Source organism: Bacillus paramobilis (genome assembly GCF_038096195.1).
Lineage (GTDB): Bacteria > Bacillota > Bacilli > Bacillales > Bacillaceae_G > Bacillus_A > Bacillus_A mobilis.
In genome coordinates, this window is the sequence record NZ_CP151108.1 from 792,045 (window position 1) to 806,549 (window position 14,505).

Here is a 14,505-nt window from a genome sequence, read left to right on the forward strand (position 1 = left end):
TAAAGGTGCTTGCTTCTTTTTTTTGTTTTTGTTGAAATATATTTAATGGTACACTGTTAATAGTTCAAATTAAATAACTAGATTGTTGAAAGTAGGTTTTAAGTAATGAAGAAAATGGCATTATCCTTCGCGGTCGTAAGTTTATTACTAGGAGCTTGTAGTAATAATACGATTAGTAAGAAGGATGAAGTTATACAAAAGGATACGAAAGAAAAAAGTATGATTCCGAGAACTGCTGTTTCTAAAGATTATTATAGAACTGTAATTCCTTTAAAAGAACAAAAGGTTATAAATACAGCTAATATAAAAACGAATTCTAAATTAGATTTAGCAGAGTATGAAAATGGTTTAATGAATATTGCGAAAGAGCAATTTGATACAGAAAGTCATGTACTGCAATTAAATCAATATATTCCAGAGAAGTTAATTGATGAGCTAGTCGCGAAAGTAGAAGCGCCAGTTTTGACAAATATTATAGAGCAAGACTATTTCGGGAAGCAGAACTCAAATGAATTAAGTTTATCTGGTGTTGTGATTGGGTTAGCAATGTCGTCAAGTGTATCGAATGAAGAAGCAATGTCTAAAGGTACTGAAGTTGCCAAGCAACTTACTGAAGCTATTAATAAAAATGACAAGTATAATAAATCTCCAATTACGTTTGCTATCTTTAAGCAAGAAAATACAAGTTCTTTAAAAAATGGTACGTATATTGCTAGTGCTACCGTTCAAAAGAATGATACGAATCTTGGAAATTGGAGCACGATCGATGAACAAGCATTTTCATATCCTTCTGATGAATTTACAAAAGCACATGGAGAAGATAATACAAAAATAACTGAATTTGCTGATGCAATAAAAGGTTTTTCTACTGGAGATTTTATCCCAGTAAATGCTAAGGTTTCTTATAAGAAAAATCAAATGGATACATTAAATATGAATATTGTTATTAAATATAACGGTAAAACAGAATTAATGGCCCTTACCCAACTGGCTGCTCAAAGTATGTTAGAAAAATTGCCTAAAGATGCGAAAGTGCAATTGCAGATAAAGTCTGAGAGTAAAATCGAGGCAATTATTATAAAAGAGAAAAACGGCGATAAACCATTCGTTTCCTTCTTATAAAAAAAGACAGTGTTTAAACTGTCTTTTTTTATTGTAAGTGAAAATGTACGATGGGAAAGAGCACGTCATATTTCCGCTGTACCAATTTTAAAGGAAGAAATATATTTACCCCTGTCGTTCTTGATATAACGCATTCTACAGGGCGCCGCGCACCTCCAGATCCAGTGCAACAAATGAATATCATTGTCGGTTTCTGTCGGTAAGTCGATATATTTAAAAAATCGGTGATATAATTTGAGTTGTAATCGATATATTTGGAAAATCGCTGATATATTTCGAGTTGCGGTCGATATATTTGAAAAATCGCCGATATAAATTTCATTTACTATCGTACTGCTTAAAATAAGGTTTCTACGTATGGAATATCTATATTTTTACAAAAATTACCCTTTTTTTCATAAAAAATACGAAAATACGAGAAAAGAAGCGAATTTTTTCGAAACTTTTGCGGGAAAATATTGTATGAGCCTGCGTTTTTATCGTATCATTAGTAAAAGGAAGAACTCGGGACGATTGGTGGCATCTGCAAATAGAGTTGATGTCTTTTTTTCATTCAAGTAACCGATACATAAAAATAGATAACAAAAATAGAAGGAGTGTGCGATGAGATGAACGTAACAATCTATGATGTAGCGCGCGAAGCGAACGTTTCAATGGCTACCGTATCACGCGTTGTGAACGGTAACCCAAATGTAAAGCCTACAACAAGAAAGAAAGTATTAGAAGCAATTGATCGTTTAGGATACCGCCCGAATGCGGTAGCACGTGGACTAGCAAGTAAGAAGACAACTACAGTAGGTGTTATTATTCCTGATATCTCAAATACATTTTATGCAGAACTTGCTCGTGGAATTGAAGATATTGCAACAATGTACAAATATAACATCATTTTAAGTAACTCTGACCAAAACAAAGAGAAAGAGTTCCATTTATTAAATACGATGCTTGGAAAACAAGTGGACGGAATTGTTTTCATGGGTGAAGATATTACAGATATTCACATTGAAGAATTCAAAAAGTCTCCAGTACCAATCGTATTAGCAGCGTCATTTGATGAGCAAAATGAAACGCCATCAGTAAATATTGATTATACACAAGCAGCTTACGACGCAATGAAGCACTTTATTGAGCAAGGACATAAGCGTATCGGTTTCGTCTCTGGTCCTTTCATTGATAAAGCGGGAAGCGCGAAGAAGTTACAAGGTTATAAAAAGGCTTTAGAAGAAGCAGGTATTTCATATGATGAAAATCTTATAATCGATGGAGATTACACATATGATTCAGGTATCGAAGCATTCGAAAAGCTTTGGAGCAGTGATGAAAAGCCAACAGCAATCTTCGTATCTTCTGACGAAATGGCACTAGGTGTAATCCATGCAGCACAAGACGCTGGATTGAACGTACCAACTGATGTAGAAGTACTTGGTTTCGATAATACACGCCTTGCATTAATGGTTCGTCCACAACTTTCAACAGTTGTACAACCAATGTATGATATCGGTGCAGTAGCAATGCGTTTATTAACAAAGTATATGAACAAAGAAAAAGTGGAAGATCACACTGTTATCTTACCTCACCGTATCCAATTTAGAGATTCAACGAAGTAAGTATAAAAAAGCTCACAGCATTCGCTGTGAGCTTTTATTCGTATTCGGGATAGTATTTTTGTACGACTGTATCTACCGTTTCATTTTTCTTAACGTGTAAAAATCTTGCGTATAATTCTTTTCCAGTTTCAAATGGTGTATCGTCTAATTCAAACACATGCAACACTTTTCGAAATGTCCATTTCACTTGCTCATCATACATGTTATCGTACGTATCCTCAGATTGCATAGCGATTTTTTCACCTAGTTTGTGTGCTTCTTCTAAACTGTTTGCTTTAACAAGAATAATACTTTCTTCAAAAAGTGTATCGTGATTTCCTTCATAATGCTCAGCCATTTTTGTAGGATTAGGCTCACCAGAATGAACAGATTCAAACAATAATTTTACAGCATACATATTATGCTGCATGTTTCACTCTATAAATAATACTTGCGACAAGCGAAGCAGGTATTGTAAATACGTTACTTTGATAGTGATAGTGTATTTGGGATTCTTCATAAGACATGTTGTCATATAGTTCGTTTTGTGACATGTTCATTTTTTTCTGTTTTGTCTTGAGCATCTTAATATAGTTATATTGTATTGGGACGAGAATGAGGAAATAGGCTAATACGATTAGTGAAATCCAACTCATTATGAAACACTCCCTTATAAAGAATATTTATATATGGTAATTATATCAATTTATATGAAGAATATCCATTTTTCTGGCGGTCAATTTCCTTTCCAAAATGCAAAAAGTTCTTCAGGACTTCGTAAATTATGTTCAAGGCATGTTTGTGCAGTGAGCGTAAAATTTTGTATTAAATGCTCTAACCTAGAAGGATCGTATTGTTTCACATTGCCAGCAATAATGGTTTCATCCTTGTCTAAGTTAAGTGATATTTTAGCAAAGTTATATTTGTTTCTAGTTGTACAACTTCGATATAAAAAAACTTTTTGTCTAAGTCGATTGTAATATAATCGAATCGCTCTACTTGTTTAAAGTATCCTACAATATCATCTTCCAATTGAAATCCTCCTCAGTATATGACCTATTGGTGACTTCGCTGTAAAATAATATGATTCCTTGTTATATGTCACATAAGTGCAAATTTAGCTATTATAGGGCAATGTCATGTATAATAGAAAGAAAAGGCTTGTGAGGGGGGAGAAGAGATGATCGTTCTTTGGATAATTACGCTTTGTATGACTGCTATTTTTGCATATATGACGTTAAAACAAAATGGCTTAAAGCGATTAGTTCCAGGAAGTATTCTTGCAGGAATTGCCCTTATCACGTATGTAATTTCTATTTTTATTGAAAGTGTATCAATGGACATGAGCACAAGTTTAATGTTCATGGGTATTACACTATTTGCAGGTAGTATTATGGTACTTATGGTTGCAGGTATTATTTTATTTATTCATATGAATTCGGAAACGTTATAGCATATAGAAAAGGCATGTCCAGAGGGGACATGCCTTTTTATCCGTTCAATTATGCTCTATCTTTAGAAGAGTTTTGTTGTTTTAATAAGTCGCGAATTTCGCCAAGAAGTTCTTCTTCTTTTGTTGGTTCTGGTAGTTCTTCTTCTTTTTCTTCTTCTTCTCTTTTAGATGTTAGTTTGTTGAATACTTTAATGAACATAAAGATAGCCGCTGCAATAATTAAGAAATCAAAAATAGTTTGGATGAAGTTACCATACATAATAGATGATTTACCGAATGTAATTTTTAAATCTGTAAAGTCAACGCCACCTAATACCATACCAAGTAATGGTGTGATAATATCTTTTACTAAAGAACTAACGATTTTACCGAATGCAGCACCGATTACAACCCCGACAGCTAAATCGATTACATTCCCTTTGAATGCGAATTTTTTAAACTCGTTCCACATGTGTTAATCCCACCCTTTCCACGATTCAATATGAAATTTATAATTCCTATCAACATATTCTATAGAAATTTGCGATAGAAATAAAGGGGAAATGGGAATGAAAGTAAATTCTGAAAAATGTATCCGTTTTACTTTTTATTTGCATCGTTTAGTAGAGATTGCAACAGCTGCTGTGTTTTTAATCCTTCTAATCCATCTACAACAGGCTTTGTATTTCCTTGTACACATGCAATAAAATGATGAACAGCATCTTCAAAACCACGTTGTTTTAACGTCGTATCCCATGATGGTGAACCGCTTTGAGAAACGGAATTTTCCTGCTCAACTTCAAATGTGTTCATATTTTTTACGCGAATGATTTTCCCTGTCGTTACAAGTTCAATTTGTTCTAAATTTGTACCAGCATGGCGATGCATCGCAGTGGAAAGTAACAGTCCACTTGGCGTTGTATATGTATGATGTCCGTAAAGAAGTTCATTCTTTTCATTCATTTGCATCATATTATGAACGACGTTAAGATCATCGTTAGCTAACCAACGAGCAGTATCTACAATATGTAAGTAATCATCTAACATAGTAAAGTCGTACGTATATGGCCCAACTTTATTTGTGCGATGCTTTTCAATTCGGACCCATGAAATATTATGAGCTTGCTCTTTTGCCGCAACATACATAGGAACGAACCTGCGATTAAATCCGACCATTAATTTTCGGTTATGCTTTTCGCTCAACTCGACTAGTTTCTCAGCTTGTTCTACTGTAGCTGCTAGCGGCTTATCAACATAAACGTCGATTCCTTTTTTCAGAAGTTCAGAAACGATTTCATAATGTGTAGCAGTTGAACTATGAACGAAGATTGCATCGCATTCTGAAGCTAACGTTTCAATAGAATGAAAGTCTTGCATGCGGTATTGCTGGCAAACTTGTTTTCTTTTCTCAGCGTTAGGTGTAAACGCCCCTACAAAATTCCAATCTGTTTCTTTTGTAAGTGTTGGAAGGTAGGCTTTTTGCGCAATACTTCCAAGTCCAATCATCCCAATTTTAGGTTTGTTCATGTATATTCCCACCTTATTAATATTGAAGTAACGGGTTAAATGTAGCATAGGGCGGGGGAGGAAGGCAAAGATTAGCTTTTTATTTACGTCCTTCTAACAAAATCTTCTCTATCTCTTCAAAGTTATGAGCACGAGCATGCTCTAGCGGGGTAACACCATCGTTGTCTGGAATATTTACATCAGCACCGTGCTCAATAAGAAGGCGAATGACTTGTTGTTGTGTTTCGTTTCCGTTACTTAGTACGATGGCTTCCATTAAAGCTGTCCATCCGAGATTATTTATATGGTTAACATCAATAGATGTCCGGGTGAGGAGCTCGTTAATAACATCTATATAGCCATGTTCAGAGGCGGGGATAAGAGCTGTTCCGCCGTAACGATTCGTAAGTGATGGATCAGCGCCGGCATCAATCGTTAATTTTAAAATATCCAAGTAACCTTCAGCACCGGCGTATAGAAAGGGATTGTTTTTCATATCGTCTTGGATATTTACGTCAGCACCTGCTTCAATAAGCGCTTTTGCGGTTTTTACATCATTTTTGTATGTAGCAATCATAAGAGGGGTACGTCCTTTACTGTCTGTTATATTTATGTCAGCCCCTTTTTTGAGTAATGAGATAACAGTAGTTGTTTCTTGTTTCTCAGTAGCTGTTAGTAGCGCTGTCTCCATGTTTTTCATCTCCTTTTTAACTTCTTGTTCTTGTGAGCAACCTTGTAAAAAAATTACGCAACAGATCATACTTAATGTTTTTTTGAACATGGAATTTCAACCTCCTCATTTCAACTGTAAAACAAGAATATTAAATTTTTATAAACTGACGCTAAAATTACTATAAAATCGCTTGAGTATTTGAACATATATTTTTATGCTTAGGAATAACAAGGTTTGATAAAGTGAGGATGTAACATATGTCTATTAAAACAAGATTTTTATTCTCTTATATCGCTGTTATTCTCGTTTCCATCACGCTCATATTAGTTGCGGGATTTTTAATTGTTTTTTCCATAACAGGAGACTTGGAATCAGTGAAAAATTTCTATAAAAGTTCCTATATTCAAAAGCCGCTTACGCCAGAAGAAGAGAATACGTATATTGAGTTGAAATTAGCGGCAAAGAAAAATCAATCACAATTATTAGATGAATCGTTCGTTTCATCACTTGAAAAAGAAGGTGTGAAAATAGTTGTAAGAAAGGGAGAAACCATTTCTTATGCTACAAAAATATTTGAAAGTATATCTTTAAAAGAAGCTCTTCCGAAATTTGAATCAGCAAATATTAATAGTCGTGGTACAACGGAACTAGGCGATACATTTTATCGATATGTAAAATTTGATTTTTATTTTCCGGGGGATGAAGAAGGGAGTATATTTGTACTAAAAAGACAAAGTTCATTTGTAGATCTTACACAAAAGTTATTTCCGATTTTGTTCGTAGCGCTTTTACTGTTAGCCATTTTACTTATAGGGCTAGTAAGCTATTTCGTCTCAAGAAGTGTGATAAAGCCAATCTTTGTATTGAAAAATGCGACTGGGAGAATTAAAGAAGGGGATTTAAATTTTCAAATTCCAGTTACATCGCACGATGAAATCGGGCAATTAAATCAAGGATTTGAGGAAATGAGGAAGAAGTTAAAAGAATCGATTGAAGTGCAAACACAGTATGAAGAAAATCGAAAAGAGCTCATTTCAAACATATCTCATGATTTAAAAACACCGATTACATCTATTATTGGATATGTAGAAGGCATAAAAGATGGAGTCGCAAATACGCCAGAAAAAATGGATAAGTATTTAACAACGATTCATACGAAGGCAAAACATATGGATACACTCATTGATGAGCTCTTTTTGTTTTCGAAGCTAGATTTGAATCGAGTTCCTTTTCAGTTTGAAACGATAGAATTAAACGTATTTATGCAGGAATTGTTGGAAGAGATGCAGATGGATTTAAGTGAGGAAGGTATAGAAGTTCGCTTACAATTACATTCATCACCACTATATGTAACGGCCGATTGCGAAAAGATAAATAGAGTGATATCCAATTTAATTCATAATAGTGTGAAATACATGGATAAAGAAGAGAAGAAAATTACTGTAACAGTATTAAGTGATAACAATACAGTCATTGTGAAAGTGATGGACAATGGGTCAGGTATAGAAGCTGATACGCTGCCGTATATATTTGAGCGGTTTTATCGTGCAGAGCAATCGCGAAACTCTAGCACAGGTGGAAGTGGACTTGGCTTAGCGATAGCGAAGCAAATTGTTGAAGAACATGGTGGGGAAATTTGGGCGGAAAGTAAGCTTGGGGAAGGTACAAGTATTTTCTTCTCATTGAAAAAAGTACAGGAATGTGGTGAGTAGAATGAAGAGAATTTTACTAGTAGAAGATGAAATAAGTATTGCAGAATTACAGCGAGATTATTTAGAAATTAGTGATTTTCAAGTCGATGTAGAACATTCAGGAGAAGTAGGTCTACAAATGGCTCTTCAGGAAGATTATGATTTAATTATTTTAGATATTATGCTTCCGAAAATGAACGGTTTTGAAATTTGTAAACAAATACGTGCTATAAAGGACATTCCAATTTTACTTGTTTCAGCAAAGAAGGAAGATATAGATAAAATTCGCGGACTCGGTTTAGGGGCGGATGATTATATAACGAAACCGTTTAGTCCAAGTGAATTAGTCGCAAGGGTAAAGGCGCATATTTCTCGTTATGAAAGATTATCAGGGAATGTGAGTAAGCAACGCGATACGTTATACATTCACGGAATTTCTATTGATCAGCGAGCAAGAAAAGTTTGTATAAACAATGAAGAAATCGCGTTTACAACGAAGGAATTTGATTTATTAACATTCTTTGTAACGCATCCAAACCAAGTATTAAATAAAGAACAGTTATTTGAACGTATTTGGGGACTAGACTCAGCTGGCGATTTAGCCACTGTCGTTGTTCACATTAGAAAGCTACGTGAAAAAATTGAAAGAGATCCCGCTCACCCGCAATATATTGAAACAGTGTGGGGAGCTGGTTATCGCTTTAACGTGTAATGTACCTGCCGAGTCATTGGCAGGTTTTTTATGTTATTCGAACGAAAAGAAAAAGGTAATTTATGTTAAAAAATAAAGAGAGATAAAACATAGGAGAGCATGAGAGGGCGTGCTACATTTTGGGAGATACATGAAAAGATAATAAATCAACCAAGGCTTTAAAGATTGGAACCAATATCATACTTATTTTATTAATTATTGGTGCAATACAAATGTTTTATGATGAAGATTCTACAAATGATCATTTCGGTGGGTTATTTATGATGGTCTTTTTTGGAATTAAAATAATTTCTAATTTTATGATGAGTATAAAAGAAGGAGATAAAAAGTCGATATTCATTGATGTAGGTTTGATGATTTTTTTGTTCTTCTTGCTGTTTTTAGTGTGAAATATTTCTTTTGAAAAAAGCTCATAGTCTTATAGAGACTGCAAGCTTTCCTTAATAATAGCGGAACGATTTATAAAATGTTTGAGTAGTAGAAGTGAACTGAGCAGCTTCTTCTAAAAAAGGATAATGGTTGCTGTTCTCAAATGGAATGAAGATAGAATTACGTATACCCTTATGCATCTCAATAGAATATTGAATCGGGCACTGTACATCATGTCTTCCGCATATAATGAGAGTCTTTGTTTGGATGGAAGATAAATGCTCTCTTAAATCAAATGAAGGATATTCATTGGCGAAAGCATTCATCCGACTAGCGAACATTGTTTTTTGGATTGGTTTACTAAAATAAGAGTTATGGTTTTCGGGTTTATACAATGATAATTTTGTCCTATTAGTAGATAGTTCTTTTCTTTTTGCATTTGTAAGGTGAGGGGTTTTTAAGTTTTCGATGAGCTTTTGCATATAATGAAACTGTGGATGTGCGGGGTGATAAATACAAAATGGTGTTTCGGTATAGTTACTTGCTGCAGCTCCGGCCAAGGCTAATGATTGTAAGGAATTTGGATATGTAATTGCATATAAAAGTCCAAGCATACCACCTGTTGAATGACCGGCGAAATGCCATATTGGAAGGTGCAATGCTTCTCGTATTGCTTCTAAGTCGTGAACTGTTTCAATCATACTTAATTCTTTTTCTGAATTGGCTTTTGCTGAGTTACCAGCGTCTCGTAAATTAATGAGGAATACACGATGCGTAGCAGTGAAAACATCCGCAAAGTAATCACCAGTTTCATTAAATTGTGAATAGTGATGTGTAATGCAAAGTGGCTCGCCATTTCCTTTTGTAAAGAGTTCAAATGTGCCACGTTTTGTGTTAATTATTTGTTGTGTCCACATAATATCACTACCTTTTCTCATAAAAGTTGGACCAGTTAATTATGAAATAAAATATATCAGCGCAACTCGAAATATATCGACTTACCGACAACAGTCGACAATAAATAAAAGGAGGCTATTCAAAAACGAGCCTCCTTTTCGTTTAGTACAAAGATTTTTTCATATTATTCCGAATAATTTCAAGGGATTTCGTTACAGTTAATGCATTCTTTTCTTCAATTTCTGGTTTACGGGGGATAGGTTTATACATGTTGTCTGGATCTTCCCATGTGAGGGGAAGTTCTGTTTCGGCTTGTCCTTTCCAAGCGTCAATCCATTCTGGAGGGAGATAACCTGAGATGTTTTGGATGTTGTTCATTTCGAGCCAAATGAGTGCCCAAGCTCTTGGGACGACGCGCCAGTGGTCATAGCCACCGCCGCCGACAGCAATCCAGCGACCTTCGCAATATTCGTTAGCGATTTCGCGAGCGAGCTTCGGTATTTCACGGTAAATATTCATCGTTGCGCAAAGGTGTGTAAGCGGGTCGTAATAATGTGCGTCAGCGCCATTTTGCGATAAAATAATATCCGGTTTAAAGTAGGCTGCAACTTCTTTTACGACAGTTCGATATGAATTTAAAAACGATTCGTCTTCTGTAAAAGCATCGAGTGGAACGTTAAAAGAATAACTATAGCCATTACCTTGTCCGCGTTCATTTACAGCGCCAGTTCCAGGGAATAAATAGCGCCCCGTTTCATGTAGTGAAATGGTGCATACGTTAGGATCGTCGTAAAAAGACCACTGTACACCATCACCGTGATGAGCATCTGTATCAATATATAAAACACGTAAACCGTATTTTTTCTGTATATATTTCATTGCGATGGAACTATCGTTATAAATGCAAAATCCAGACGCCTTGCCACGGAAGCCGTGATGTAAGCCGCCGCCTAAATTAAGTGCGTGTTTTACTTTCCCGGAAAGAACAGCATCGACAGCAGTTAACGTACCACCAACGAGTAATGCGCTTGCTTCGTGCATATTTGGAAACATCGGTGTATCTTCTGTTCCGAGTCCATATGTCATCGCAATTGATTTTTCTAACTTACCTTCTCCAGCACGTTTTACCGCATTTATGTATTCCTCTGTATGAACGTAGGCAATCTCTTCATCTGTAGCCATCCGTGGTGAGATGATTTGGGAGGGAGAGATAAAACCGCCCTTTTGTAATAAATCATACGTGAGTGTGACGCGCAATTGGTTAAAAGGATGATCAGGGCTAAACGAATAGCCCCGAAAGTCATCCGAATAAATAAAAGCGCTACTCATGCTTGCATCCCCATAATGTTCGGCCACAATACGCGGTAGCCTTCTGCTTCAAGTGCATCAATCACTTTTAGCGGATTCATCGTTTGAATGCGGAAAACGAGTACTTTATCATTCTCATCTTTTGCTGGATAGACGAGAACGCTCACGATATTTATTTGTAACTCACTAAAAATGGCAACGACTTTTCCGAGAATGCCAGGTTCATTTTTTACTTGAATTTCAATTTGTGAACTCGGTTGATGTGCTCCTGTTAATTTCACTAACGTGTGCAGTACAGTAGATTCAGAGATGATTCCTACTAACTTTCCTGCTTTTGTAACAGGGAGACAGCCAATTTTATTTTCAAAAAATAAAGTAGCAATTTCCTCAACGAAATCGAGAGGATGGCAAGTCATAACAGGATGTTTCATAATCAGTTCAAGTGGTTGCTTCAGCATATCGAGTGAAACTTGTTCATCTAAAATAGACGGACTTGCATCTCTTACATCCCGATCAGAAATAATGCCTACGACATGATTATTTTGATCGACAATTGGAATGTGCCGAATGCCTTTCGTGCGTATCGTTCGGATTGCTGTTTCAATTGTATCGTTTGGATGTAGTGTCACCACATCTTGATTCATAATTTCTTCTACAATCATTCCAGTTGCCCCCTTTATTAATACATAAAACGATTGTGAAAACGTAGACGATCAAATGCTTGAATAGAATCCGTATCAACGCGTTTACCGATGCGGACCATTAAACAGTTAGCAGGATGCGAACAAATTTCAGGATCATCTGTAGCCATCCATTGTAAACCGCCAGCATTCATCATTTTTTCCATTACTTTTCGGTACTCCCAAACATTTAAGCCTGTTTGTTTTAAATCCCAGTGCCAATAATATTCAGTCGTCAATATAATGTAATCTTCCATATGGTCGTCCATCATTGAAACTTCTAATAAGTTCTTTCCGACAGCGCAACCGCGGAAGGCAGGGACAACTTCAATCGCCCCGAGTTCAATTAAGTTTTCTATTTTTCCTTCTGACCATCGTTCGAGTGGATCAGGATACAGGTATGTAACATATCCAACAATCGTTTGGTCATGTCTAGCAATAATGAGACGAGCTTCTGGTAATTTAGAAATTTCGACAATTGCTTTATATTGCTGCTCGGCAGGACGAAACGCAATTAAATCTGGATGAAATTTATACATTTCTAAGCTATGTGTAGAGACAGGACCTTCAATAATTAAAGTGCCTTTCGCTGTTTTTAAGTTTCTAGCATTATATATTTTCTTATGAATCAATGTATTGCTCACCACCTTGAGGGTTTGTGAATCTATTCATATCGTACTTTATAATATATGCGATGTGAATCGAAATTTGTCATTAAAAATTTGTCTAAAAATCAACAAATATACTGAAAATTTTAAATAATGTTATTATAATAGATAATAGAATACATAGGAGGGGGATGTAAAGTATGAAAGTAGAAACGCTTCCTGTCATTAAAGGAGAAAATAATTTGCCGAATTATGATGAGGCATACGCGAATTTTAACTGGGAAGAGGTTAATAAAAACTTTACTTGGAATGAGACAGGCCGAGTAAATATGGCGTATGAAGCAATTGACAAGCATGCGAAATCCGATCGTAAAAATAAAGTAGCCCTTTATTATCAAGATGGAGCGCGAAAAGAGAAGTATACATTTAAGGAAATGAAGGATTTTTCTAATAAAGCAGGAAACGTCCTGAAAAATTATGGCGATGTAGAAAAAGGCGATCGCGTTTTTATTTTTATGCCGCGTTCTCCAGAATTATATTTCGCACTTCTTGGTGCAGTGAAATTAGGGGCAATCGTTGGTCCACTATTTGAAGCGTTTATGGAAGGCGCAGTTCGCGATCGTTTAGAAGATAGCGAAGCAAAGGTGTTAATTACAACGCCTGAATTGTTAGAGCGCGTACCATTAAATGATTTACCTGCTTTAAAAACAGTCTTCCTTGTTGGAGATAATGTAGAAGAAGGCGGTAAAACGGTAGCGTTCAATCCTTTATTTGAACAAGCTTCAAAAGAATTACATATTGAATGGTTAGGCCGTGAAGACGGTTTAATTTTACATTACACGTCTGGTTCTACTGGTAAGCCAAAAGGTGTGCTTCATGCGCAAAATGCAATGGTGCAGCATCATCAAACGGCGAAATGGGTATTAGATTTAAAAGAAGACGATGTATATTGGTGTACAGCTGACCCAGGCTGGGTAACTGGAACAGCTTACGGTATTTTCGCACCGTGGTTAGTTGGGGCGTCAAATGTTGTTTTAGGTGGCCGCTTTAGTCCAGAAGCGTGGTATGAAGCACTGCAAGATTACGGTGTAACAGTTTGGTACAGTGCGCCAACAGCGTTCCGTATGTTAATGGGAGCTGGACAAGACGCAATTAAAAAATATGATTTATCACAAGTTCGTCACGTATTAAGCGTTGGTGAACCGTTAAATCCAGAAGTAATTCGCTGGGGTATGAACGCATTTGGACTTCGTATTCATGATACGTGGTGGATGACAGAAACAGGTGGACAAGTTATTTGTAACTACCCTTGTATGGAAATCCGTCCAGGTTCAATGGGTAAACCGATTCCAGGTGTGAAAGCAGCGATTGTTGATAATGAAGGAAATGAAGTTCCTCCATACACAATGGGTAACTTAGCAATTGGTAAAGGTTGGCCAGCGATGATGCGTGGAATCTGGAATAACCAGCAAAAGTATGAATCTTACTTTATGCCGGGAGATTGGTACGTATCAGGTGACTCTGCTTATATGGATGAAGATGGATACTTCTGGTTCCAAGGGCGTATTGATGATGTAATTATGACGTCAGGTGAGCGAGTTGGTCCGTTTGAAGTAGAAAGTAAATTAATCGAGCATGCTGCTGTTGCAGAGGCTGGTGTAATTGGTATTCCTGATCCAGTGCGCGGAGAAATCATTAAAGCATTTATCGCGCTTCGGGCGGGATATGAACCATCTGATGAATTAAAAGAAGAGATTCGTCAATTTGTAAAGAAAGGCCTAGCAGCTCATGCAGCGCCAAGACAAATTGAATTTAGAGATAAATTACCGAAAACGAGAAGTGGTAAAATTATGCGCCGCGTACTAAAAGCGTGGGAATTAAACTTACCAACAGGTGACTTATCAACGATGGAAGATTAAGA

Annotated in this window: 16 protein-coding genes and 1 pseudogene; 7 read left to right on the plus strand and 10 right to left on the minus strand. The window is 36.2% G+C overall.

Annotation, left to right across the window (positions count from 1 at the left end; translation table 11 throughout):
- Window positions 1-105: 105 nt before the first annotated feature.
- On the plus strand, window positions 106-1,122 hold the full coding sequence (locus tag AABL52_RS04120; protein WP_097845547.1) for a CamS family sex pheromone protein: 1,017 nt from the start codon (window positions 106-108) through the stop codon (window positions 1,120-1,122).
- Window positions 1,123-1,730: 608 nt separating this feature from the next.
- Window positions 1,731-2,729, plus strand: coding sequence for a catabolite control protein A (gene ccpA / locus AABL52_RS04125; protein ID WP_001103291.1), 999 nt, complete (start codon window positions 1,731-1,733; stop codon window positions 2,727-2,729).
- A 34-nt stretch (window positions 2,730-2,763) separates the two neighbouring features.
- Here ccpA and AABL52_RS04130 read toward each other — a convergent pair whose 3' ends face one another.
- The 3 genes and pseudogenes from AABL52_RS04130 to AABL52_RS04140 form a co-directional block, all read right to left on the minus strand.
- Entirely contained in the window at window positions 2,764-3,126 is a 363-nt protein-coding gene (locus tag AABL52_RS04130) for a DUF4288 domain-containing protein (RefSeq protein ID WP_341519691.1), read from the minus strand.
- A 1-nt stretch (window position 3,127) separates the two neighbouring features.
- Window positions 3,128-3,364: a DUF3949 domain-containing protein gene (locus AABL52_RS04135; RefSeq protein WP_341518956.1), complete on the minus strand. Its 237-nt coding sequence runs from the start codon at window positions 3,362-3,364 to the stop codon at window positions 3,128-3,130.
- 80 nt (window positions 3,365-3,444) lie between these two features.
- Window positions 3,445-3,740, minus strand: a pseudogene (locus tag AABL52_RS04140) (hypothetical protein).
- A 148-nt stretch (window positions 3,741-3,888) separates the two neighbouring features.
- On the opposite strand from AABL52_RS04140, the gene AABL52_RS04145 reads away from it, so the two are divergent.
- On the plus strand, window positions 3,889-4,161 hold the full coding sequence (locus AABL52_RS04145; RefSeq protein ID WP_000636600.1) for a DUF3917 domain-containing protein: 273 nt from the start codon (window positions 3,889-3,891) through the stop codon (window positions 4,159-4,161).
- Window positions 4,162-4,210: 49 nt separating this feature from the next.
- On the opposite strand, the gene mscL is transcribed toward AABL52_RS04145, so the two are convergent.
- The 3 genes from mscL to AABL52_RS04160 all read right to left on the minus strand — a co-directional run bounded on the left by mscL (window position 4,211) and on the right by AABL52_RS04160 (window position 6,427).
- Entirely contained in the window at window positions 4,211-4,612 is a 402-nt protein-coding gene (mscL, locus tag AABL52_RS04150) for a large-conductance mechanosensitive channel protein MscL (protein ID WP_061680139.1), read from the minus strand.
- 128 nt (window positions 4,613-4,740) lie between these two features.
- Window positions 4,741-5,667, minus strand: a complete 927-nt coding sequence (locus AABL52_RS04155; RefSeq protein WP_098238032.1) for a Gfo/Idh/MocA family protein — start codon at window positions 5,665-5,667, stop codon at window positions 4,741-4,743.
- Window positions 5,668-5,746: 79 nt separating this feature from the next.
- Complete coding sequence (locus AABL52_RS04160) at window positions 5,747-6,427, minus strand: ankyrin repeat domain-containing protein (protein WP_341518957.1); 681 nt, start codon at window positions 6,425-6,427, stop codon at window positions 5,747-5,749.
- Window positions 6,428-6,576: 149 nt separating this feature from the next.
- On the opposite strand from AABL52_RS04160, the gene AABL52_RS04165 reads away from it, so the two are divergent.
- The 3 genes from AABL52_RS04165 (at window position 6,577) to AABL52_RS04175 (ending at window position 9,111) form a co-directional block, all read left to right on the plus strand.
- Window positions 6,577-8,031 (plus strand): sensor histidine kinase, encoded by a 1,455-nt coding sequence (locus tag AABL52_RS04165; protein WP_097845541.1) that lies wholly within the window; start codon window positions 6,577-6,579, stop codon window positions 8,029-8,031.
- Window position 8,032: 1 nt separating this feature from the next.
- Entirely contained in the window at window positions 8,033-8,722 is a 690-nt protein-coding gene (locus tag AABL52_RS04170; RefSeq protein ID WP_098238034.1) for a response regulator transcription factor, read from the plus strand.
- 164 nt (window positions 8,723-8,886) lie between these two features.
- Window positions 8,887-9,111 (plus strand): hypothetical protein, encoded by a 225-nt coding sequence (locus AABL52_RS04175; RefSeq protein ID WP_341519692.1) that lies wholly within the window; start codon window positions 8,887-8,889, stop codon window positions 9,109-9,111.
- Between the two features lie 51 nt (window positions 9,112-9,162).
- Here AABL52_RS04175 and AABL52_RS04180 read toward each other — a convergent pair whose 3' ends face one another.
- The 4 genes from AABL52_RS04180 to acuA all read right to left on the minus strand — a co-directional run bounded on the left by AABL52_RS04180 (window position 9,163) and on the right by acuA (window position 12,608).
- The gene (locus tag AABL52_RS04180) at window positions 9,163-10,029 is read right to left on the minus strand and encodes an alpha/beta fold hydrolase (RefSeq protein WP_341518958.1); all 867 of its coding nucleotides are present in this window, start codon (window positions 10,027-10,029) and stop codon (window positions 9,163-9,165) included.
- Window positions 10,030-10,150: 121 nt separating this feature from the next.
- Entirely contained in the window at window positions 10,151-11,317 is a 1,167-nt protein-coding gene (gene acuC, locus AABL52_RS04185; RefSeq protein ID WP_341518959.1) for an acetoin utilization protein AcuC, read from the minus strand.
- Window positions 11,314-11,958 carry an acetoin utilization AcuB family protein gene (locus AABL52_RS04190; protein WP_000634568.1) on the minus strand — a complete coding sequence of 215 codons (645 nt, stop codon included), beginning with the start codon at window positions 11,956-11,958 and terminating at the stop codon, window positions 11,314-11,316. The genes acuC and AABL52_RS04190 overlap by 4 nt, the downstream gene beginning before the upstream one ends.
- Before the next feature lie 17 nt (window positions 11,959-11,975).
- Window positions 11,976-12,608, minus strand: coding sequence for an acetoin utilization protein acetyltransferase AcuA (gene acuA, locus AABL52_RS04195; RefSeq protein ID WP_000581408.1), 633 nt, complete (start codon window positions 12,606-12,608; stop codon window positions 11,976-11,978).
- Between the two features lie 176 nt (window positions 12,609-12,784).
- On the opposite strand from acuA, the gene acsA reads away from it, so the two are divergent.
- Entirely contained in the window at window positions 12,785-14,503 is a 1,719-nt protein-coding gene (acsA, locus tag AABL52_RS04200) for an acetate--CoA ligase (protein ID WP_000862039.1), read from the plus strand.
- Window positions 14,504-14,505: the final 2 nt, after the last annotated feature.

Bases quoted from the DNA above. Each gene is read 5' to 3' on its own strand.
- mscL (WP_061680139.1), bottom strand. From the start codon at position 4,612: ATGTGGAACGAGTTTAAAAAATTCGCATTCAAAGGGAATGTAATCGAT.
- AABL52_RS04180 (WP_341518958.1), bottom strand. From the start codon at position 10,029: ATGAGAAAAGGTAGTGATATTATGTGGACACAACAAATAATTAACACA.
- AABL52_RS04170 (WP_098238034.1), top strand. From the start codon at position 8,033: ATGAAGAGAATTTTACTAGTAGAAGATGAAATAAGTATTGCAGAATTA.
- AABL52_RS04145 (WP_000636600.1), top strand. From the start codon at position 3,889: ATGATCGTTCTTTGGATAATTACGCTTTGTATGACTGCTATTTTTGCA.
- AABL52_RS04190 (WP_000634568.1), bottom strand. From the start codon at position 11,958: ATGATTGTAGAAGAAATTATGAATCAAGATGTGGTGACACTACATCCA.
- AABL52_RS04155 (WP_098238032.1), bottom strand. From the start codon at position 5,667: ATGAACAAACCTAAAATTGGGATGATTGGACTTGGAAGTATTGCGCAA.
- AABL52_RS04160 (WP_341518957.1), bottom strand. From the start codon at position 6,427: ATGTTCAAAAAAACATTAAGTATGATCTGTTGCGTAATTTTTTTACAA.
- AABL52_RS04130 (WP_341519691.1), bottom strand. From the start codon at position 3,126: ATGTATGCTGTAAAATTATTGTTTGAATCTGTTCATTCTGGTGAGCCT.
- AABL52_RS04120 (WP_097845547.1), top strand. From the start codon at position 106: ATGAAGAAAATGGCATTATCCTTCGCGGTCGTAAGTTTATTACTAGGA.
- acuC (WP_341518959.1), bottom strand. From the start codon at position 11,317: ATGAGTAGCGCTTTTATTTATTCGGATGACTTTCGGGGCTATTCGTTT.
- acsA (WP_000862039.1), top strand. From the start codon at position 12,785: ATGAAAGTAGAAACGCTTCCTGTCATTAAAGGAGAAAATAATTTGCCG.
- AABL52_RS04165 (WP_097845541.1), top strand. From the start codon at position 6,577: ATGTCTATTAAAACAAGATTTTTATTCTCTTATATCGCTGTTATTCTC.
- AABL52_RS04135 (WP_341518956.1), bottom strand. From the start codon at position 3,364: ATGAGTTGGATTTCACTAATCGTATTAGCCTATTTCCTCATTCTCGTC.
- ccpA (WP_001103291.1), top strand. From the start codon at position 1,731: ATGAACGTAACAATCTATGATGTAGCGCGCGAAGCGAACGTTTCAATG.